This is a genomic window from Citrobacter sp. RHB35-C17 (assembly GCF_013816795.1).
In the GTDB taxonomy this organism is placed as follows: Bacteria; Pseudomonadota; Gammaproteobacteria; order Enterobacterales; family Enterobacteriaceae; genus Citrobacter_A; species Citrobacter_A amalonaticus.
Window position 1 is genome coordinate 1,768,012 of the sequence record NZ_CP057150.1, and the last position, 20,848, is coordinate 1,788,859.

The 20,848-nt window shown below is 54.5% G+C and carries 17 protein-coding genes; 9 read left to right on the forward strand and 8 right to left on the reverse strand.

The window, feature by feature from the left end; genetic code table 11:
• The first annotated feature begins 254 nt into the window (after positions 1-254).
• Complete coding sequence (pepN, locus tag HVZ37_RS08255; protein ID WP_044256317.1) at positions 255-2,867, forward strand: aminopeptidase N; 2,613 nt, start codon at positions 255-257, stop codon at positions 2,865-2,867.
• 105 nt (positions 2,868-2,972) lie between these two features.
• On the opposite strand, the gene ssuB is transcribed toward pepN, so the two are convergent.
• From ssuB to ssuE, 5 genes are read right to left on the reverse strand one after another with little or no spacing between them, the layout of a single operon-like run.
• Entirely contained in the window at positions 2,973-3,740 is a 768-nt protein-coding gene (gene ssuB / locus HVZ37_RS08260) for an aliphatic sulfonates ABC transporter ATP-binding protein (RefSeq protein WP_043001173.1), read from the reverse strand.
• Positions 3,737-4,528, reverse strand: a complete 792-nt coding sequence (gene ssuC / locus HVZ37_RS08265) for an aliphatic sulfonate ABC transporter permease SsuC (RefSeq protein ID WP_181628314.1) — start codon at positions 4,526-4,528, stop codon at positions 3,737-3,739. Before ssuC ends, ssuB begins: the two co-directional genes overlap by 4 nt.
• An 11-nt stretch (positions 4,529-4,539) precedes the next feature.
• Positions 4,540-5,685, reverse strand: coding sequence for an FMNH2-dependent alkanesulfonate monooxygenase (gene ssuD / locus HVZ37_RS08270; protein ID WP_043001171.1), 1,146 nt, complete (start codon positions 5,683-5,685; stop codon positions 4,540-4,542).
• Positions 5,682-6,656 (reverse strand): sulfonate ABC transporter substrate-binding protein, encoded by a 975-nt coding sequence (locus HVZ37_RS08275; RefSeq protein ID WP_181628315.1) that lies wholly within the window; start codon positions 6,654-6,656, stop codon positions 5,682-5,684. Before HVZ37_RS08275 ends, ssuD begins: the two co-directional genes overlap by 4 nt.
• Positions 6,649-7,224 carry an NADPH-dependent FMN reductase gene (gene ssuE, locus HVZ37_RS08280; protein WP_043001169.1) on the reverse strand — a complete coding sequence of 192 codons (576 nt, stop codon included), beginning with the start codon at positions 7,222-7,224 and terminating at the stop codon, positions 6,649-6,651. The genes HVZ37_RS08275 and ssuE overlap by 8 nt, the downstream gene beginning before the upstream one ends.
• Before the next feature lie 242 nt (positions 7,225-7,466).
• Between ssuE and pyrD the strand changes: the two genes are divergently transcribed.
• Together pyrD and zapC are read left to right on the forward strand one after the other, a co-directional pair.
• The gene (gene pyrD / locus HVZ37_RS08285; protein WP_043001168.1) at positions 7,467-8,477 is read left to right on the forward strand and encodes a quinone-dependent dihydroorotate dehydrogenase; all 1,011 of its coding nucleotides are present in this window, start codon (positions 7,467-7,469) and stop codon (positions 8,475-8,477) included.
• A 179-nt stretch (positions 8,478-8,656) separates the two neighbouring features.
• The gene (gene zapC, locus HVZ37_RS08290) at positions 8,657-9,199 is read left to right on the forward strand and encodes a cell division protein ZapC (RefSeq protein WP_043001167.1); all 543 of its coding nucleotides are present in this window, start codon (positions 8,657-8,659) and stop codon (positions 9,197-9,199) included.
• Here zapC and HVZ37_RS08295 read toward each other — a convergent pair.
• Positions 9,196-10,305, reverse strand: coding sequence for a YcbX family protein (locus HVZ37_RS08295; RefSeq protein WP_054177190.1), 1,110 nt, complete (start codon positions 10,303-10,305; stop codon positions 9,196-9,198). The genes zapC and HVZ37_RS08295 overlap by 4 nt on opposite strands.
• A gap of 97 nt (positions 10,306-10,402) precedes the next feature.
• On the opposite strand from HVZ37_RS08295, the gene rlmKL reads away from it, so the two are divergent.
• The 6 genes from rlmKL (at position 10,403) to rmf (ending at position 18,329) form a co-directional block, all read left to right on the forward strand.
• A complete protein-coding gene (rlmKL, locus tag HVZ37_RS08300; RefSeq protein WP_044256310.1) occupies positions 10,403-12,511 on the forward strand; it encodes a bifunctional 23S rRNA (guanine(2069)-N(7))-methyltransferase RlmK/23S rRNA (guanine(2445)-N(2))-methyltransferase RlmL in 2,109 nt (702 codons plus the stop codon).
• A 12-nt stretch (positions 12,512-12,523) separates the two neighbouring features.
• Complete coding sequence (locus HVZ37_RS08305; protein WP_181628316.1) at positions 12,524-14,431, forward strand: ABC transporter ATP-binding protein; 1,908 nt, start codon at positions 12,524-12,526, stop codon at positions 14,429-14,431.
• Between the two features lie 14 nt (positions 14,432-14,445).
• Positions 14,446-15,699: a membrane integrity-associated transporter subunit PqiA gene (gene pqiA, locus HVZ37_RS08310; protein ID WP_043001163.1), complete on the forward strand. Its 1,254-nt coding sequence runs from the start codon at positions 14,446-14,448 to the stop codon at positions 15,697-15,699.
• A 4-nt stretch (positions 15,700-15,703) separates the two neighbouring features.
• Positions 15,704-17,344, forward strand: a complete 1,641-nt coding sequence (pqiB, locus tag HVZ37_RS08315; protein ID WP_044256306.1) for an intermembrane transport protein PqiB — start codon at positions 15,704-15,706, stop codon at positions 17,342-17,344.
• The gene (gene pqiC, locus HVZ37_RS08320; RefSeq protein ID WP_044256303.1) at positions 17,341-17,904 is read left to right on the forward strand and encodes a membrane integrity-associated transporter subunit PqiC; all 564 of its coding nucleotides are present in this window, start codon (positions 17,341-17,343) and stop codon (positions 17,902-17,904) included. Before pqiB ends, pqiC begins: the two co-directional genes overlap by 4 nt.
• A 257-nt stretch (positions 17,905-18,161) precedes the next feature.
• On the forward strand, positions 18,162-18,329 hold the full coding sequence (gene rmf / locus HVZ37_RS08325) for a ribosome modulation factor (protein ID WP_042320000.1): 168 nt from the start codon (positions 18,162-18,164) through the stop codon (positions 18,327-18,329).
• A 95-nt stretch (positions 18,330-18,424) separates the two neighbouring features.
• On the opposite strand, the gene fabA is transcribed toward rmf, so the two are convergent.
• On the reverse strand, positions 18,425-18,943 hold the full coding sequence (gene fabA / locus HVZ37_RS08330; protein ID WP_013097260.1) for a bifunctional 3-hydroxydecanoyl-ACP dehydratase/trans-2-decenoyl-ACP isomerase: 519 nt from the start codon (positions 18,941-18,943) through the stop codon (positions 18,425-18,427).
• Positions 18,944-19,011: 68 nt separating this feature from the next.
• The gene (locus HVZ37_RS08335; protein ID WP_043001160.1) at positions 19,012-20,772 is read right to left on the reverse strand and encodes a Lon protease family protein; all 1,761 of its coding nucleotides are present in this window, start codon (positions 20,770-20,772) and stop codon (positions 19,012-19,014) included.
• Positions 20,773-20,848: the final 76 nt, after the last annotated feature.

Sequence of the window (20,848 nt, forward strand, 5' to 3'; positions counted from 1 at the left end):
GCATCCTCTCACGGGAGCGTTTAGTACAATAAACAACTAAGAAAACCGCTGGAGTATACCTTGTTTAGCGATTTATTGAACCCCGATCACACCATAAGCTGACGTTAGGGTCGAGTGCATTTCGTGCCTCGTGTTATAAAAATGTAGCGAAAAGAGTGTTTGTGCCTGAAAAGATAAACATTCTGCGTAGCGCGATTTCCGCAACAGGAATAGACTGGAGTCGAGACTCTTCAAAAGATGCTAAAGGTTTTTTTATGACACAACAGCCACAAGCCAAATACCGCCACGACTACCGTGCGCCGGATTACCAGATTACTGATATTGACTTGACCTTTGACCTGGATGCTGAAAAAACCGTGGTCACGGCAGTGAGCCAGGCTGTTCGTCATGGCGCATCGGATGCCCCGCTGAAACTGGATGGAGAAGATCTGACGCTGGTCTCTCTCCACGTCAACGATGAACCGTGGACCGCTTATAAAGAAGAAGCGGGTGCGCTGGTGATCAGCAATCTGCCCGAGCGTTTTACGCTGCGTATTGTGAATGAAATCAGCCCGGCCCGGAATACCGCGCTGGAAGGCCTGTATCAATCGGGCGATGCACTCTGCACTCAGTGCGAAGCGGAAGGCTTCCGCCATATTACATGGTATCTCGACCGCCCTGACGTGCTGGCGCGTTTTACCACCAAAATTATTGCCGATAAGAGTCAATATCCGTTCCTGCTCTCCAACGGTAACCGCACCGGCGAGGGGGAACTGGAAAACGGTCGTCACTGGGTTCAGTGGCAGGATCCGTTCCCGAAGCCGTGCTATCTGTTTGCGCTGGTTGCCGGTGATTTCGACGTGCTGCGCGACACCTTTACGACCCGTTCCGGGCGCGAAGTCGCGCTGGAGCTGTACGTGGATCGCGGCAATCTCGACCGTGCGCCGTGGGCGATGACCTCGTTACAGAACTCAATGAAGTGGGACGAAGAGCGCTTCGGCCTGGAGTACGATCTCGACATCTATATGATCGTCGCTGTCGACTTCTTTAATATGGGCGCGATGGAGAATAAAGGGCTTAATATCTTTAACTCCAAATATGTGCTAGCGCGTACCGATACCGCCACCGACAAAGACTATCTCGATATTGAGCGCGTGATCGGCCATGAATATTTCCACAACTGGACCGGTAACCGCGTTACCTGCCGCGACTGGTTCCAGTTGAGCCTGAAAGAGGGCTTGACCGTTTTCCGCGATCAGGAGTTCAGTTCGGATCTCGGTTCCCGTGCCGTTAACCGGATTAGCAACGTGCGCACCATGCGCGGCCTGCAGTTTGCTGAAGATGCCAGTCCGATGGCGCATCCGATCCGCCCGGACATGGTCATTGAAATGAACAACTTCTACACCCTGACCGTGTATGAAAAGGGTGCAGAAGTGATTCGCATGATCCACACCCTGCTGGGTGAGGCAAATTTCCAGAAAGGGATGCAACTGTACTTTGAACGTCACGACGGCAGCGCGGCGACCTGCGATGACTTCGTTCAGGCCATGGAAGATGCCTCCAACGTCGACCTTTCCCACTTCCGCCGCTGGTACAGCCAGTCCGGCACGCCAATTGTCACCGTTAAAGATGACTACAACCCGGAAACCGAACAATACACGCTGACTCTCAGCCAGCGCACGCCGCCAACACCGGATCAGGCGGAAAAACTGCCGCTGCATATTCCGTTTGCCATCGAACTGTATGACAACGAAGGTAAAGTGATACCGCTGCAGAAAGGCGGTCACCCGGTAAATTCGGTACTGAATTTCACCCAGGCGGAGCAGACGTTTGTCTTTGATAACGTTTACTTCCAGCCGGTACCGGCGCTGTTGTGCGAGTTTTCAGCTCCGGTGAAACTGGAGTATAAGTGGAGCGATCAGCAACTGACGTTCCTGATGCGTCATGCGCGCAATGACTTCTCCCGCTGGGATGCGGCGCAAAGCCTACTGGCGACCTACATCAAGCTCAACGTAAACCGCCATCAGCAGGGCCAGCCGCTGTCGCTGCCTGTCCATGTGGCTGACGCGTTCCGCGCGGTGCTGCTGGATGAGAAGATCGATCCGGCGCTGGCGGCGGAGATCCTGACGTTACCTTCGGCAAACGAAATTGCTGAGCTGTTTGATATCATCGATCCGCTGGCGATCGCTGAAGTTCGCGAAGCGTTAACGCGTACGCTGGCGACCGAACTGGCGGATGAGTTCCTGGCGATCTACAACGCCAACCGGCTGGAGGAGTATCGTGTTGAGCATGCGGACATCGGTAAACGTACGCTGCGTAACGCCTGCCTGCGCTTCCTGGCCTTTGGTGAAACGACGCTGGCGGACACGCTGGTAAGTAAGCAGTATCGTGAAGCTAACAACATGACCGATGCGCTGGCGGCGCTGTCTGCGGCCGTAGCGGCGCAACTGCCGTGCCGTGATGCGCTGATGCAGGAGTATGACGACAATTGGCATCAGGACGGTCTGGTGATGGACAAATGGTTTATCCTGCAGGCCACCAGCCCGGCGGATAACGTGCTGGATACGGTACGCGGTCTGTTGAAACATCGTTCGTTCAGCCTGAGCAACCCGAACCGTATTCGTTCGCTGATTGGTGCGTTTGCCGGCAGTAACCCGGCGGCGTTCCATGCGGAAGATGGCAGCGGATATCAGTTCCTGGTTGAGATGTTGACCGAGCTTAACAGCCGTAACCCGCAGGTAGCGTCACGTCTGATCGAACCCTTGATCCGTCTGAAACGTTACGATGCGAAGCGTCAGCAAAAAATGCGTGCCGCGCTGGAACAATTGAAAGGGCTGGAGAATCTTTCCGGCGATCTGTACGAGAAGGTAACCAAAGCGTTAGCCTGAGACGTTGACCTGTCGTTTTTGTAGGCCGGATAAGGCGGTAACGCCGCTATCCGGCAAAATGCCCGGTGGAGCTCATGCTTACCGGGCCTACAACGTCCTGAATACTTATCCATGCCGACGGATCGGCTGTTCCGTTACCCCACGCTGCATCACCCGACTCAATACGTTGGCCTCCAGCTCCGCTAAACGCACCGATCCCAGGCGGCGGGGGCGTGCAATGTCGACCGTCAAATCCAGTCCAATCTTGCCATCCTCAATCAGCAACACCCGATCGGCCATCGCCACGGCTTCGCTGACGTCATGTGTCACCAGCAGCACGGTAAAACCATGCTCCTGCCACAGCGAAACAATGAGATCTTGCATCTCCAGACGTGTTAACGCATCCAGCGCGCCAAGCGGTTCGTCAAGCAACAGCAGGCCCGGCCGGTGGATTAGCGCCCGCGCAAGGGCAACACGCTGTTTTTGTCCGCCGGAAAGCGCTGCTGGCCATTCGCTCGCCCGCTCTTCCAGCCCAACCGCCGCCAGCGCCTGACGCGCAGCGTCCCGCCAGTGGCCCTTCAGACCCAGTCCCACGTTGTCGATCACCGATTTCCACGGCAAAAGTCGGGCATCCTGAAACATCATGCGGGTGTCGTCCTGACTATCGCGAAGCGGCGTGGTTCCCGCCAGCAGTTCACCGGCGTTTGGCGATTCCAGCCCCGCCAGCAGGCGTAGCAGGGTGCTTTTTCCCCCGCCGCTGCGCCCGACGATGGCGACAAACTGGCCTGCCGGGATATGGAGATCAAGCTGATTCAGTACGATGTTACCCGCGTACTTTTTCGTTACCGCATTCAGCAGGAGCGGAGTACCCTGGTTCAGACGGGCGGTATTCATACGGTGGCTTCCTTCACATGATAAGCCGGGTTCCAGCGCAACCAGACGCGTTCCAGCAGTTGAGCGCTGACGTCGGCCAGTTTACCGAGCAGGGCGTAGAGAATAATGGCGACAACCACGATATCCGTTTGCAGGAATTCGCGAGCGTTCATCGCCAGATAACCGATTCCTGAATTGGATGAAATGGTCTCCGCGACGATCAGCGTCAGCCACATCAGCCCCAGCGCAAAGCGCACGCCGACCATGATCGAGGGCAGGGCGCCGGGCAGGATCACATGGATAAACAGCGAAAAGCCGGATAATCCGTAGCTACGCGCCATCTCCACCAGGCCGCGATCGATGTTGCGGATCCCGTGCCAGGTATTGATGTAGATTGGAAAGAGCGTCCCCAGCGCGACCAGAAAAATCTTCGCGGTTTCATCAATGCCAAACCACAAAATCACTAACGGGATGAGTGCCAGATGTGGAACGTTGCGCAGCATCTGAATGGAGGTGTCCAGAAGGCGTTCCCCCCAGCGCGATAAGCCGCTAATCAGCCCCAGCATCAGGCCAATCGAACCGCCGATCGAAAAGCCGATCAGCGCACGCCAGGAACTGATGGCCAGATGCTGCCAGAGTTCACCGCTGGCGGAGAGCGTCCAGAAGGCGATGATCACCCCTTCCGGTGAGGGTAAAATACGCCCGGAGAGCCAGCCCATGGAGGAGGCCAGTTGCCAGACGGCGACGATGCCCACCGGTAAAAACCAGGGGGCAACGCGTAACAACCACTTTTTCGTTGGCGTTGCCATCACGGTTCTCCTCAGCTTTGCGCAACCTTACGCGGGATAAATTCATTCGCCACCGCTTCACCCTGCTGATGCTGGCGTTGCGGTTGTGGGACTTCCGGGATCGCGACGTCCAGATGCGGGAACAACAGTTCGCCGACCCGGTACGCCTCTTCCAGATGTGGGTAGCCGGAAAGGACAAAGCTGTCGATGCCCAGCGCGGCATACTCGTTGATGCGCGCCGCCACCGTCGGTCCGTCGCCGACAAGCGCGGTCCCGGCGCCACCGCGCACCAGACCCACACCGGCCCACAAATTCGGGCTGATCTCCAGTTGGTCGCGCTTGCCGTTATGCAGCGCCGCCATTCGGTGCTGACCGACAGAATCCGTCCGGGCAAACGCCGCTTGCGCCTTCGCGATCGTGTCGTCATCAAGGTGAGCGATCAGCCGGTCCGCGGCTCGCCATGCTTCTTCGTTGGTTTCACGGACAATGACGTGCAGGCGAATGCCAAAACGAATGTTACGCCCACGCGCCGCCGCTTTGGCTCGTACCTGGGCTATCTTCTCTTTCACCAGCTCAGGCGGTTCGCCCCAGGTGAGGTAAAGATCGACCTGTTCAGCGGCCAGATCCTGGGCGACATCTGAAGAGCCGCCGAAGTAAAGTGGGGGATAGGGTTGCTGGATGGGCGGGAAGAACAGTTTCGCTCCGCGAACGTGAATGTGCTTACCGTTGAAGTCGACGGTTTCACCCTGCAATAAACGACGCCAGACCTGGGTGAACTCCGAAGAGGCCTCGTAACGTTCACTGTGATCGAGAAACACACCGTCGCCCGCCAGTTCCTGTGGATCGCTGCCGGTGACCAGGTTAAACAGCGCGCGACCGTTGGAGAGGCGGTCAAGCGTAGCGGCCTGCCGTGCGGCGACTGTCGGTGAAGTGACGCTCGGGCGCAATGCGACCAGGAATTTGAGTCGCTGAGTTACCGGGATCATTGATGCCGCGACCAGCCACGCGTCTTCACAGGATCGCCCGGTGGGGATCAACACACCGGTGAATCCCAGACGATCCGCCGCCTGCGCAATCTGCTGTAAATAGCCGTGATCCACCGGACGCGAGCCTTCCTCCGTCCCCAGATAGTGACCGTCACCGTGCGTCGGTAAAAACCAGAACATATTCAGACTCATAATGATTTTCCTTCCTGTTGAGTGGGGTGCCAGATGCGCTGGCGGATATCGATTTTTCTCGGTACCAGGCGGTTGTCGTAAAACAGATCTGCGGTTTGTTGTTGCAACGCGGCTACAGCGTCACTGACCGGTGAAATGCGGGTCGGCGGGCGATGATCGAGATATGACGCAATCACGGGCTCTGGCAGTCCCATTGTTTTCGCCAGCAGGGCAATGCTTTCCTGCCGCTGGCTGAGGGTTAACGCATCTGCCTGACTGAAGGTATCCAGCACGCCCTGAATGAACGCGCCGTTCTTCTCAGCGTACGGTCGCGCGGCGAGATAGAACGATCCCGTTTGTTTCAGATCGCTGCCGTCTTTCAGTACGCGCACACCGCCCTGCAATAATGCAGCGGAATAGTAAGGATCCCAGATGGCCCATGCATCAACGTTACCCTGCTGGAACGCCGCTCGGGCATCGGCAGGGGTAAGATACGTCGGCTGGATATCGGTAAATTTCAGCCCGGCCTGTTGCAGGGCGCGCAGCAGCAGGTTGTGCGAGCTGGATCCTTTCTGGAACGCCACTTTATGGCCTTTCAGTTCCGCCACCGTTTTGATGGGGCTGTTTTCCGGCACCAGAATCACTTCGGCTTTCGGTTTCGCCGGTTCTACGCCGACGTACACTAAATCTGCGCCAGCGGCCTGGGCGAAAATGGGCGGAATATCGCCGGTGCTGCCCAGATCAATACTGCCGACGTTCAGGGCTTCCAGCATTTGCGGTCCGGCGGGAAATTCAATCCAGGATATTTTGGTTCCGGGATAACGCGTTTCCAGCAGCTGGTGGCTTTTCGCCAGGACCATACTGATGCTGCCTTTCTGATAGCCTATACGCAGGGCATCAGGTGAGGGCTCCGCCGCCTGTGTCAGTCCGCAAAAGGCCAGCAGTCCGGCGAATGCCAGCCATGCCGTACGAGCTTTGAGAAGATTACGCATGGGCCGCACCTCGCACAGTATCAAAAGCAGGAACCTTAACGTCGCGGCGGTGCAGGGCGTGCCAGAACGTTTCCAGCGCTTTATCAAGACGCAGCTGTAAATTGGGCGTGAAATGCGGCTTATGCTGATAGTCGATCACCTGGGAGTCATCGGCAAAGACGCCGTGTAAAATCTCCTGCGCCTTCAGGGCGCTGAGCACCGGTTTCAGCGCGTAATCGACGGCAAGCAGATGTGCAACGGTGCCGCCTGTCGCCAGAGGCAGGACGACTTTACCTTCCAGCGCCCGTTCGGGGAGCAGATCGAGCAGCGTTTTTAGCGCCCCGGAATAGGCGGCTTTATAAACCGGCGTGGCAACGATCAGGCCGTCCGCCTCTTTCAGTTGTGCGACCAGTGTTTTCAATGCCGGGCTGTCGAAACGGGCATACAGCAGATCTTCAGGCTCGAAGTTGTGCAGATTCCAGTGGTACACCTCAACGTCCTGACCGTTCAATTTTTCCCGGGCATATTCCAGTAAAGCACTGGATCGAGAGGGAAAGCGTGGGCTTCCCGCCAAAGTGATGACGCGCATAATTGCATTCTCCCCTTATAACCAATTGTTCGCTTTTATTTAACATTGATAACAATTTTGCAGTCTGACAGAGGGGAATCGGGAATCGAAATGATTTATGCGGAATTGAAAAGCTGAAAATTGCATAAAAAGAAGCTGCCAGGGAAAACGTTTGCTTTTTATTGCCGCAGGTCAATTCCCTTTTTGTTCGATATCACCCATAATACGCCCCCGGTTTGCACACCGGGAATCCAGGAGAGTTCATGTACTACCCCTTCGTTCGTAAAGCCCTTTTCCAGCTCGATCCAGAGCGCGCTCATGAATTAACTTTTCAGCAATTACGTCGTGTGACGGGAACGCCGCTAGAAGCGTTGATCCGCCAGAAGGTCCCGGCGAAACCGGTCACCTGTATGGGATTAACCTTTAAAAATCCGCTTGGTCTGGCTGCTGGTCTGGACAAGGACGGGGAGTGTATTGATGCCCTGGGCGCGATGGGATTTGGCTCGATCGAGATCGGCACCGTGACCCCGCGTCCACAGCCCGGCAACGATAAGCCAAGACTGTTCCGCCTGGTCGATGCCGAAGGTTTGATCAACCGTATGGGCTTTAATAACCACGGCGTTGATAACCTGGTCGAGAACGTTAAAAAGGCCCATTATGACGGGGTGCTCGGAATTAATATCGGCAAAAATAAAGATACGCCGGTTGAGCAGGGTAAAGATGACTATCTGATTTGTATGGAAAAAATCTATGCCTATGCCGGTTATATTGCCATTAATATCTCCTCGCCAAATACGCCGGGATTACGTTCATTACAATATGGCGACGCGCTGGATGATTTGCTTACGGCGATTAAAAATAAACAAAACGATCTGCAAAAGATCCACCAGAAATATGTTCCGATCGCTGTAAAGATCGCGCCGGATCTTTCTGAGGAAGAACTGATCCAGGTTGCCGATAGTTTAGTACGCCATAATATTGATGGTGTTATTGCCACCAATACAACACTCGATCGTTCTTTGGTTCAGGGAATGAAAAATTGCGATCAAATGGGTGGCTTAAGTGGTCGTCCCCTGCAATTAAAAAGTACAGAAATTATCCGCCGTCTGTCTCAGGAATTAAAAGGTCAGTTGCCTGTTATTGGCGTTGGCGGTATCGACTCAGTGATTGCCGCGCGCGAGAAGATGGCTGCCGGGGCGTCGCTGGTTCAGATTTATTCTGGTTTTATTTTTAAAGGTCCGCCACTGATTAAAGAAATCGTTACCCATATTTGATTTTTTTTCTCTCTTAATCAGAATATCAGACAACCAGGGGTTTATTTCCTCCCCTGGTTGTTTTATATTCTTTCACTGTTGCTTATTTAAACATTTTAAGCTTTGCTTATTAAGGTAATAAACGAAGCGGCGAAAAAGGACAATTTTGCAACGGGGCGATGGAGAGGGGAGAGAAAACAATGCGAATTAAACCTGACGATAACTGGCGCTGGTATTATGACGAAGAGCATGACCGAATGATGCTCGATTTAGCCAATGGCATGTTATTTCGCTCGCGTTTTGCCCGCAAAATGCTCACCCCGGATGCATTCTCACCGTCCGGTTTTTGCGTTGACGATGCCGCGCTGTACTTCTCCTTTGAAGAAAAGTGCCGCGACCTTGAGCTCTCTAAAGACCAGAAAGCGGAACTGGTGCTCAATGCGCTGGTGGCCATTCGCTATCTGAAACCCCAAATGCCGAAAAGCTGGCACTTTGTGGCGCACGGCGAAAACTGGGTACCCGGCACTGGCGATGCGGCCTGTGTCTGGCTGAGCGATACCCAGGAACAAATCAATCTGTTAGTGGTAGAGCCTGGCGAAAATGCGGCGCTGTGTCTGCTGGCGCAACCCGGCGTGGTTGTGGCCGGGCGGACGATGCAGCTTGGTGATGCGATTAAAATAATGAATGACCGACTGAAGCCGTCGTTTCGTCCGCACAGCTTCAGTCTGGAACAGGCGGTTTAACGCGCCAGCTTCAGCGCGGTTTTTGGCACGCAGCTACAGCTGAGGATGGTGCCATCATCGCCAAGTGCCGATCTCTTCAGCGGGTTCACTTCGCCTTCCAGCAGTTTGATACGACAGCAGCCGCAAATTCCCGCCCGACACGAATAGGGTACCCGGATCCCCTGGTTTTCCAGTTGCTCAAGCAATACCTGTTGATTGTTCCCCTGAAACGCCTGTCCCTGCCAGTCGATGGTGACCGTCGCATTCGGTTGCTGCGCGACTTCAACCGTCTCCCCGGTGTCGGCGGCGCCATAAACGCGAGCCGGACCGGTCGATAAAACCTCCACTTCATCGCCCACGCGAATCACGCCGCTATTACGGGCGATCAGGTTCAGCCCAAAATCGACATCGCCATTGTCCGGCGCGGTACGGAAGGTTTGCAGCGTTGCCAGCGGCTCACCGGAGGGATGCTTTTGCCCTTTTTCCGGACTGACCGTGGTAAAAATACAGCGGCTGCACGGTTTCGCCACATCAAAGATAACCTCGCCAATGCGGATCACTTTCCAGTTGTCTTCTTCCCATGCCGTAGCACCAGAGACCACGATATTGGGGCGGAACTGTTCAACCTGCACCCCCGCCGGGCAGCGCTGCTGCAGATCGCGCAACGAAGCGTCATTCACCAGCAGATACGGGAAACCATCGGCAAAAGAGAGCGGCACGCCCGCGTGGCGTTTAACCCGCCGGGTCAACTGTGGTCCCACCCAACGCAGTTGCACGCTGCGGGAGAAGAAGCCGCTAAGCCACTGATTAATCGCATCGGGGGCGACTCGCGCGGTAAAATGGTTGCCCCAGACTTCCGTCGGCGCATCCTGGGCGGCAAAATCAGCAAACCGCACCAGCGCGCTGCTGCCGTCAGGCGCGGTCAAATGCAGGCCATCGTGCAGGGGCGAGGGGGTAAAGCGCACCATTTGTGGAAACTGACGCGCTGTGATGAAGGTGCCATCGGCTTCGGTAACCATAAAAATACGATCAAAAGCCAGACCGCTGACGTCTGCCAGAGCGTGGGTCAGCCCAATGCCACGCATTGATTTGACGGGGTGGATGAAAAGTCTGGATAACGTCAACACGGTACGGCCCCTCAAAAGAAATAAGCCCTCAACTTTATGACATAGCGCCCATATTAGCTATAATGCGCAGCAATTTTCTTCGAGTATAAGTGACGCTATGAATTCTTTGTTTGCCAGTACGGCCCGTGGGCTGGAAGAGCTGTTAAAAACTGAACTGGAAAGCCTCGGCGCCGTGGAGTGTCAGGTGGTTCAGGGTGGGGTCCATTTCCAGGGCGACACCCGGCTTGTTTACCAGAGCCTGATGTGGAGTCGCCTGGCCTCGCGCATTATTTTACCGTTGGGTGAGTGCAAAGTTTACAGTGACTTAGACCTTTACCTTGGTGTGCTGGCCATCGACTGGACGGCAATGTTTAATCCGGGTGCGACCTTTGCTGTCCACTTCAGCGGGCTGAACGACACCATTCGCAATAGCCAGTACGGCGCGATGAAAGTCAAGGATGCGATTGTTGACGCCTTCACGCGTAAAAATCTGCCGCGTCCGAATGTCGATCGCGAATCGCCCGACATCCGCGTAAACGTCTGGCTGAATAAAGACACGGCCAGCATTGCGCTGGATTTAAGCGGTGATGGTCTGCATCTGCGCGGCTATCGCGATCGCACCGGTCTGGCGCCGATCAAAGAGACGCTGGCGGCGGCGATTGTGATGCGCTCTGGCTGGCAGCCGGGAACTCCATTGCTCGACCCGATGTGCGGTTCGGGCACGCTATTGATTGAGGCGGCGATGTGGGCAACCGATCGCGCACCGGGCTTACACCGTGGTCGTTGGGGCTTTAGCGGCTGGGCGCAGCATGATGACGCTATCTGGCAGGACGTGAAGGCGGAAGCGCAAACCCGCGCCCGCAAAGGTCTGGCTGAATATACCTCGCGTTTTTACGGTTCTGACAGTGATGCCCGAGTGATCGAACGCGCGCGCAGCAACGCCCGTCGCGCAGGGATTGGCGAACTGATTACCTTCGAAGTCAAAGACGTGGCGAAGCTGAGCAATCCGCTGCCGAAAGGTCCTTACGGGACGGTGATCAGCAACCCGCCTTACGGCGAACGTCTGGACAGCGAGCCGGCGCTGATTGCGCTGCACAGCCTGCTGGGACGCACCATGAAGAACCAGTTCGGCGGCTGGAATCTCTCTTTGTTCAGCGCCTCACCGGATTTGCTAAGCAGCCTGCAACTGCGCGCGGACAAACAATTCAAAGCGAAAAACGGCCCGCTGGACTGTGTGCAGAAAAACTACCATGTAGCGGAAAGCACGCCGGACAGCAAACCGGCAACGGTGGCGGAAGACTATGCCAACCGTCTGCGTAAAAACATCAAGAAACTGGAAAAATGGGCGCGTCAGGAAGGGATTGAATGCTACCGCCTGTACGATGCCGATCTGCCTGAATACAACGTAGCGGTCGATCGCTACGCCGACTGGGTCGTGATTCAGGAGTACGCTCCGCCGAAAACTGTCGATGCGCAGAAAGCGCGTCAGCGACTGTTCGACATCATCGCCGCCACCTTGTCGGTGCTGGAGATTGCGCCGAACAAGCTGGTGCTGAAAACCCGTGAACGGCAGAAAGGGAAAAACCAGTATCAGAAGATGAACGAGAAGGGGGAATTCATCGAGGTAAGCGAATACAACGCTCGCCTGTGGGTGAACCTGACCGATTACCTGGATACCGGACTGTTCCTCGATCACCGTATTGCGCGACGGATGCTGGGGCAGATGAGCAACGGCAAAGACTTCCTTAACCTGTTTTCCTACACCGGCAGCGCCAGTGTGCACGCAGGTTTAGGCGGCGCGCGCAGCACCACGACGGTCGATATGTCGCGTACCTATCTTGAGTGGGCAGAGCGCAACCTGCGTCTGAATGGCTTGAGCGGACGCGCGCATCGCCTGATCCAGGCCGACTGTCTGGCCTGGCTGCGTGAAGCTAATGAACAGTTTGATCTGATTTTTATCGATCCCCCGACGTTCTCCAACTCGAAACGGATGGAGGATGCCTTTGACGTTCAGCGCGATCACCTGGCGCTGATGAAAGATCTGAAACGTCTGCTGCGTAAAGGCGGCACGATCATGTTCTCCAACAATAAACGCGGATTCCGTATGGATCTTGACGGACTGGCGGCGCTGGGGCTGAAAGCACAAGAAATCACCCAAAAAACGCTTTCCCAGGACTTTGCCCGTAACCGTCAAATCCACAACTGCTGGTTGATTACCGCGGCCTGAAAGGATAAGTAAATGTCATTAATCAGTATGCATGGCGCATGGCTGTCGTTCAGCGACGCGCCGCTTCTTGATAATGCAGAACTGCATATCGAAGATAACGAACGCGTCTGTCTGGTGGGCCGTAACGGCGCCGGCAAATCAACGTTAATGAAGATCCTCAATCGTGAGCAGGGTCTGGACGATGGGCGCATTATTTATGAGCAGGATCTGATCGTTGCCCGTTTGCAACAGGATCCTCCGCGCAATATTGAAGGCACCGTTTACGATTTTGTCGCGGAAGGCATCGAAGAACAGGCGGTCTACCTTAAGCGATATCACGAAATTTCGCGTCTGGTGATGACCGATCCGAGCGACAGAAACTTAAATGAGCTGGCAAAAGTGCAGGAGCAGCTCGATCACCACAATCTGTGGCAACTGGAAAACCGCATCAATGAGGTGCTGGCGCAGTTAGGACTGGATCCTAATGCCGCGTTGTCGTCGCTGTCCGGTGGTTGGCTGCGTAAAGCCGCGCTGGGTCGTGCACTGGTCAGTAATCCGCGCGTTCTGCTGCTGGATGAACCGACCAACCACCTCGATATTGAAACCATTGACTGGCTGGAAGGGTTCCTGAAGTCGTTCAATGGGACGATTATTTTTATCTCCCACGACCGTTCTTTTATTCGCAATATGGCGACCCGCATTGTCGATCTCGATCGTGGCAAGCTGGTGACCTACCCGGGGAATTACGATCAATACCTGGTGGAGAAAGAAGAGGCGCTGCGCGTCGAAGAACTCCAGAACGCCGAGTTCGATCGCAAGCTGGCGCAGGAAGAGGTGTGGATCCGCCAGGGCATTAAAGCCCGTCGTACCCGTAATGAAGGCCGCGTGCGGGCGCTGAAAGCGATGCGCCGCGAACGCAGCGAACGCCGCGAAGTGATGGGCACCGCGAAGATGCAGGTCGAAGAGGCGACCCGCTCCGGTAAGATCGTTTTCGAAATGGAGAACGTGGATTACCAGGTCGACGGCAAACAGCTGGTGAAAGACTTTTCAGCTCAGGTACAGCGCAGCGATAAAATTGCCCTGATCGGTCCTAACGGCTGCGGTAAGACCACGCTGCTGAAGCTGATGTTAGGCCAGTTGCCGCCGGACAGCGGTCGTATTCACGTCGGTACGAAACTGGAAGTCGCTTATTTCGACCAGCACCGCGCCGAACTGGATCCAGACAAGACGGTGATGGACAACCTCGCCGAAGGTAAGCAGGAAGTGATGGTTAACGGCAAACCGCGCCATGTGCTCGGCTATTTGCAGGACTTCTTGTTCCATCCGAAACGGGCGATGACCCCGGTACGCGCACTGTCTGGCGGTGAGCGAAATCGTCTGCTGTTGGCGCGTCTTTTTCTGAAACCCAGCAATCTGTTGATTCTCGATGAACCAACTAACGATCTCGACGTCGAAACGCTGGAGTTGCTGGAAGAGCTGATTGATGGTTATCAGGGCACCGTGTTACTGGTGAGCCACGATCGTCAGTTTGTCGACAATACGGTGACCGAGTGCTGGATTTTCGAAGGCAACGGGAAAATCGGCCGTTATGTCGGCGGCTATCATGATGCACGCAGTCAACAGGAACAGCATCTGGCGTTTAAACAGCCAGCGGCGAAAAAAACTGAGGAAGTGGTTGCCCCGAAAGCAGAAATTGTAAAACGCGCCAGTAGCAAACTAAGCTATAAACTGCAGCGCGAACTGGAACAGTTACCGCAACTGCTGGAAGAACTGGAAGCGAAGCTGGAAGCCCTGCAGGCACAGGTTGCCGACGCCGCGTTTTTCAGCCAGCCTCATGAGCACACACAACAGGTTTTGGCCGATCTGGCAAAAGCAGAGCAAGAACTTGAGCAGGCCTTTGAGCGCTGGGAGTATCTTGAAGCGTTAAAGAATGGTGCATAATTAAGGAGCACACCATGTGCGAACATCATCATGCCGCAAAGCACATTTTGTGCTCGCAGTGTGACATGCTGGTGGCATTGCCCCACCTTGAGCATGGGCAGAAAGCGGCATGCCCGAGATGTGGCACAACATTGACGGTGATGTGGGACGCGCCGAGACAGCGTCCCACTGCTTATGCGTTAGTTGCGCTGTTTATGTTGCTTTTATCGAATCTGTTCCCTTTTGTGAATATGAATGTCGCTGGGGTGAGCAGTGAAGTGACCCTGATGCAAATCCCTGGTGTCCTGTTTTCGGAAAATTACGCCAGTCTCGGTACGTTCTTTTTACTCTTCGTTCAACTGGTTCCCGCATTTTGCCTGTTAACCATTCTGTTGTTGGTGAATCGGGTACAAATGCCCGCAAGGCTCAAAGCCCAACTGGCTCGCATTCTGTTTCAGCTAAAGAGCTGGGGAATGGCGGAAATTTTTCTCGCGGGCGTGCTGGTAAGTTTCGTCAAACTGATGGCATACGGCGATATCGGCGTCGGCAGCAGCTTTATCCCCTGGTGCTTCTTCTGCATTCTGCAACTCCGCGCGTTTCAGTGTGTTGACCGTCGCTGGCTGTGGGACGATATCGCCCCTATGCCCGTGATTAAACAGACGTTAACACCTGGCGTTCCCGGCATTCGTCAGGGATTACGCTCTTGTTCCTGCTGTACGGCGATCCTTCCGGCGGATGAGCATCTTTGCCCGCGCTGCGAAACGAAAGGGTATGTGCGCCGCAGAAACAGCCTGCAATGGACGCTGGCATTACTGTTCACGTCGATCATGCTGTATCTTCCAGCGAATATTTTGCCGATCATGATCACCGATTTACTGGGGTCGAAACTGCCTTCCACCATTCTTGAAGGGGTGGTTTTAATCTGGAGTGAAGGCTCTTATCCGGTCGCGGCGGTGATCTTTATCGCCAGTATTATGGTGCCGACGCTAAAAATGATCGCCATTGCCTGGCTGTGCTGGGACGCCAAAGGGCATGGCAAGCGTGACAGTGAACGCATGCACCTGATTTATGAAGTGGTGGAGTTTGTAGGTCGCTGGTCAATGATTGATGTGTTTGTTATCGCCGTGCTCTCTGCGCTGGTGCGCATGGGAGGTTTGATGAATATTTATCCAGCAATGGGTGCATTAATGTTTGCTTTAGTCGTCATTATGACAATGTTTTCTGCGATGACATTTGATCCGCGTCTGTCGTGGGATCGTGAACCAGAACCAGGCCATGAGGAGTCCTGATAACATGGAATCTAAAAGTGGGGAAGCCAAAATCCAGAAGGTAAAAAACTGGTCTCCCGTGTGGATTTTTCCCATCGTCACTGCGCTGATTGGGGCATGGGTTCTGTTCTATCACTACAGCCATCAGGGACCGGTTGTGACCCTGATTACCACCAATGCCGAGGGCATCGAGGGCGGAAAAACCACTATCAAAAGCCGCAGCGTTGACGTGGGTGTTGTCGAAAGCGCCACGCTGACCGACGATCTGACGCATGTTGAAATCAAAGCGCGCCTGAACGCCGGTATGGAAAAACTGCTGCACAAAGACTCCGTGTTTTGGGTGGTGAAGCCACAGGTTGGACGTGAAGGGATCAGCGGCTTAGGGACGCTGCTTTCTGGCGCTTATATCGAACTGCAGCCGGGTAATAAAGGTAACAAACTGGAAAAGTATGATCTGCTGGATTCGCCGCCGCTGGCGCCGCCTGATGCCAAGGGGATCCGCGTGGTGCTCGACAGTAAAAAAGCCGGTCAGCTTAGTCCCGGCGATCCGGTTCTGTTCCGTGGCTATCGCGTCGGATCGGTGGAAACCAGTACTTTTGATCCACAAAAACGCAGCATCAGCTATCAGCTGTTTATCAATGCACCTAACGATCGCCTGGTCACCAGTAACGTCCGTTTCTGGAAAGACAGCGGGATTGCCGTGGATCTGACGTCCGCAGGCATGCGGGTTGAAATGGGCTCGCTGACGACGTTGTTTGGCGGAGGTGTTAGCTTTGACGTACCGGAAGGGCTTGAGCAGGGTCAGCCGGTTGCCGAGAAGGCCGCCTTTAGCCTGTATGACGATCAGAAAAGCATCCAGGATTCGCTGTTCACCGAGCACATCGATTACCTGATGTTCTTCAAAGATTCGATCCGCGGTCTGCAACCGGGAGCGCCGCTGGAGTTCCGCGGTATTCGTCTGGGGACGGTGAGTAAAGTGCCGTTCTTTGCGCCAAATATGCGTCAGGTGTTTAACAACGATTACCGTATTCCTGTGCTGGTGCGCATTGAACCCGAGCGTCTGAAAGCGCAGTTGGGTGAAGATACCGACGTGGGCGCTCATCTGGCCGACCTGCTGAAGCGGGGCTTACGCGGCTCGCTGAAAACCGGGAACCTGGTGACCGGGGCGTTGTATGTCGATCTGGACTTCTATCCGAAAGAGCCGCCGATTACTGGCATTCGCGAGTTTAACGGTTATCAGATCATCCCGACGGTGAGCGGCGGTCTGGCACAAATTCAGCAGCGGCTGATGGAAGCGCTGGATAAGATCAACAATCTGCCGCTGAACCCGATGATTGAGCAGGCCACCAATACGTTGAGTGAAAGCCAGCGCACGATGAAACATCTGCAAACGACACTGGATAACATGAACAAGATTACGTCCAGTCAGTCTATGCAACAACTGCCGGCAGATATGCAGAATACTCTGCGTGAACTGAATCGCAGCATGCAGGGCTTCCAGCCGGGTTCGGCAGCCTACAACAAGATGGTGGCCGATATGCAACGTCTTGATCAGGTGCTCCGCGAGCTACAGCCGGTGCTGAAAACGCTGAATGACAAGAGTAACGCGCTGGTGTTTGAAGCGAAGGACAAGAAAGATCCAGAGCCGAAGAGGGCGAAACAATGAAAAAGTGGCTAGTGGTGGCGATGGCGTTCTGGCTGACATCATGCAGTACCAGTGGAGATAACAAAAGCTATTACCAGCTTCCTGTTGCGCAAGGTGGCGTGCAGAGTACCGCAAGCCAGGGGAACCGTCTGCTGTGGGTCGAGCAAGTTGCAGTGCCGGATTATCTGGCCGGCAATGGCGTGGTCTATCAGACCAGCGATGTACAGTACGTGATCGCCAATAATAATCTGTGGGCCAGTCCGCTGGATCAACAGTTGCGCAATACGCTGGTTGCCAATCTGAGTACACAATTGCCTGGTTGGGTGGTGGCGTCTCAACCGTTAGGCAGCGTGCAGGACACGCTCAACGTGACGGTCACCGGCTTCCACGGTCGTTATGATGGCAAAGTGGTGGTCAGTGGTGAGTGGCTGCTAAACCATCAGGGACGTCTCATTAAGCGCCCGTTCCACATTGAAGCCATACAGACACAGGACGGTTACGATGAAATGGTGAAAGTGCTGGCGAACGTCTGGAGTCAGGAAGCGGCGGCGATCGCTCAGGAGCTGAAGCGCATCCCATAGTTTAAAATTTTGTAAATAAAACCGTCTCAGACCGTGCGTTTGAGGCGGTTTTTTTTGGTCGTAGAGAGGGGCCAGGAACTTGTTCCGGTTCACATTTTTTGTACAACCGAGTTTTTCACTAGCTCACAAATATGACACCTGTGTGAATTTTGCGCATTGACGGAACCGGGGATTCGCGGTATTCGTTTAGTGTGATTGCACACTTCGTAATCACTGTTATCTTTTCCACCAGATATTAAGTATGAGGGAAACGAGGCATGAAGAGACAAAAACGAGATCGCCTGGAACGGGCACATCAACGTGGTTATCAGGCCGGTATTGCCGGACGCTCAAAAGAAATGTGTCCCTATCAGACGCTGAATCAGAGGTCGTACTGGCTAGGAGGCTGGCGAGAAGCCATGGCTGACAGGGTGGTAATGGCCTGATTCTGTCTCTTTAAAAAGAAACCTCCGCAGTGCGGAGGTTTCGCCTTTTATGACCTGTGATAAATGACGCTATCTGGTCATTCACCCGGTTGGCATCAGAACGCAGAGGTGTCCTGGAACAGCCCGACTTTCAGATCGTTTGCGGTATAAATCAGACGACCATCCACCAGCACTTCACCATCTGCCAGACCCATGATCAGGCGGCGATTTACGATGCGCTTGAAGTGGATACGGTAGGTCACTTTCTTCGCAGAAGGCAACACCTGACCGGTGAACTTCACTTCGCCTACGCCCAGCGCGCGGCCTTTGCCTTCACCGCCGAGCCAGCCGAGGTAGAATCCAACCAACTGCCACATGGCGTCCAGTCCCAGGCAACCCGGCATGACCGGATCACCGATGAAGTGGCATCCGAAGAACCAAAGATCCGGATTAATATCCAGCTCTGCCTCAACATAACCTTTGTCGAAGTTGCCGCCCGTTTCGGTCATTTTGACGACACGGTCCATCATCAGCATGTTAGGAGCAGGCAACTGCGGGCCTTTCGCACCAAACAGCTCACCGCGACCAGAGGCAAGAAGGTCTTCTTTTGTATAGGATTCGCGTTTATCTACCATGTTCTCTGTAAGCCTTATTTTATTGAAGCACGCAGGATAGCTAACACGTGTACGCTGAACAAGTCCGATCAGTTAGGAAAAAAACCGTTCAGCCAACGCAGCGGCCATGGAAAACGGTGACGTCCTTCCTGTTGCGTCGCCTGGGCGATACGCTCCTGGATAGTCTGCATCAGCGTCATCTGGCCTTCGCCATCCCACACCAGATTTAACAGCAGCGGTAATGCGTCGGTCACGTCATCTACCGCCCAGATAGTGAACTTCTCTTCTTCAACGGCCTGTAACAGTGCGGGTTGCAGACTCAGGTGTCTGACGTTAGAAGAAGGGATAATCACCCCTTGCTTACCCGTCAGTTCACGCTGTTGGCAAATCGCGAAGAAGCCTTCAATTTTTTCATTTAAACCACCAACCGGCTGGGCTCGACCGAACTGATCGACCGACCCGGTAACAGCGATGTTCTGATTTACCGGCACATCTGACAGGGCGCTGATGAGTGCACACAGTTCCGCCATGGACGCGCTGTCGCCATCGACTTCACTGTAGGACTGTTCAAACGTGAGTGAAGCCGAGAAGGGGAGCTGTTGTTCGAGCTGGAGTTCCGACATCAGGAACGCCTGCATGATCATCATCCCCTTAGCATGAATATTACCGCCAAGTTCTGCTTTCCGCTCAATGTCCGTGAACTCGCCATCGCCGATGTGCACGACGCAACTAATGCGAGAAGGTTCACCGAAGGCGCGAGGGTGACCCGGAAACTCAATCACCGACAGGGCGTTGATCTGACCCACGCGCTCACCCTCGGTTTCGATCAGAATCTGTTCCTGGAGGATCTCATCCTGCATGCGTTCAGCCAGGAACCCTTCACGCCACGCTCTCTGAGCAAGCATCAGGCTAAGTTGTTCACCGCTGCAGGTTTCGCTTTCGCACAGCGGCGCGACTTCCGTGAACTGCCTGATGATCCACAGCGGATTGAGCGGTAACGTATCCTGTTCGCCGGTATAGCGCACCGCTTCGCGAACCAGCACTTCCCAGGCGTCGGGTGCCGGGTAAGGCAACTGATTATGTCTCGCGGTCCACGTTACCCACTGGCACCACTGCGTCATGGATTCTGCATCCACAATCTGCAGGTTATCTTCGAATTCGCTATAAATCGCCTGCTCGGCCAGTTCGGGCTCCATCTCCTGGAAGTCCGCCAGCGATTCGCGCTCACCGACTAACAGCACCTTCAGTTTAAGCGGCATAGACGGCACAGAGACTGGCAGAGGACGTGATTCATCAAAGGCTACCCAGTCAAAGCGTTCGCGGCTGACAATCGCTTTCAGGCGCATCCACAGTAGCGGTTGTGCAAGCAGAGTGCGCAGCGAGATAACCAGCACGCCGCCATTGGCCTGGTGAACCAGTCCCGGTTGTAACGTGATGTCGCCGTTGAATTGACGCAGGCAGCCAAACAGTTGCTCTGCCTCAACCCAGTCGGCAATCACCACCTGAGATAAGGTAGAAAAATTATCCTCTTCCCGCTCAGCGTCACGATAGCGAATCGTGTGACCAGAGATCTCGTAATGACCTCCCGTCAGGTGACCGGCATTGTGCTGCAAGGCACGTGCGGCATCGGCAAGAAGATTAAGATACTCAAGCTCTTCGGGTGCTTTGGCCAGCATGAAAGGGGATGAGGCTCTGGGCTGTAACAATTGCTCCAGGGCAAATTGCAAACGTGGTTGAGTATCACTCAGTAATGTGTCGTTTTCTTCAGTGACATGTGGCTGTGCAAAAATCTCCTGATAGCTTTCGGTATCAGGGACAAGATCACGCCATGCAAGTTTCGTAATGGTCAAAGTTGATGTTTTTTAGTCTGTTGTAAAAGACGCGATTATAGCGTAACCGTCCGCGCTTCACACGTGGAATGCGATG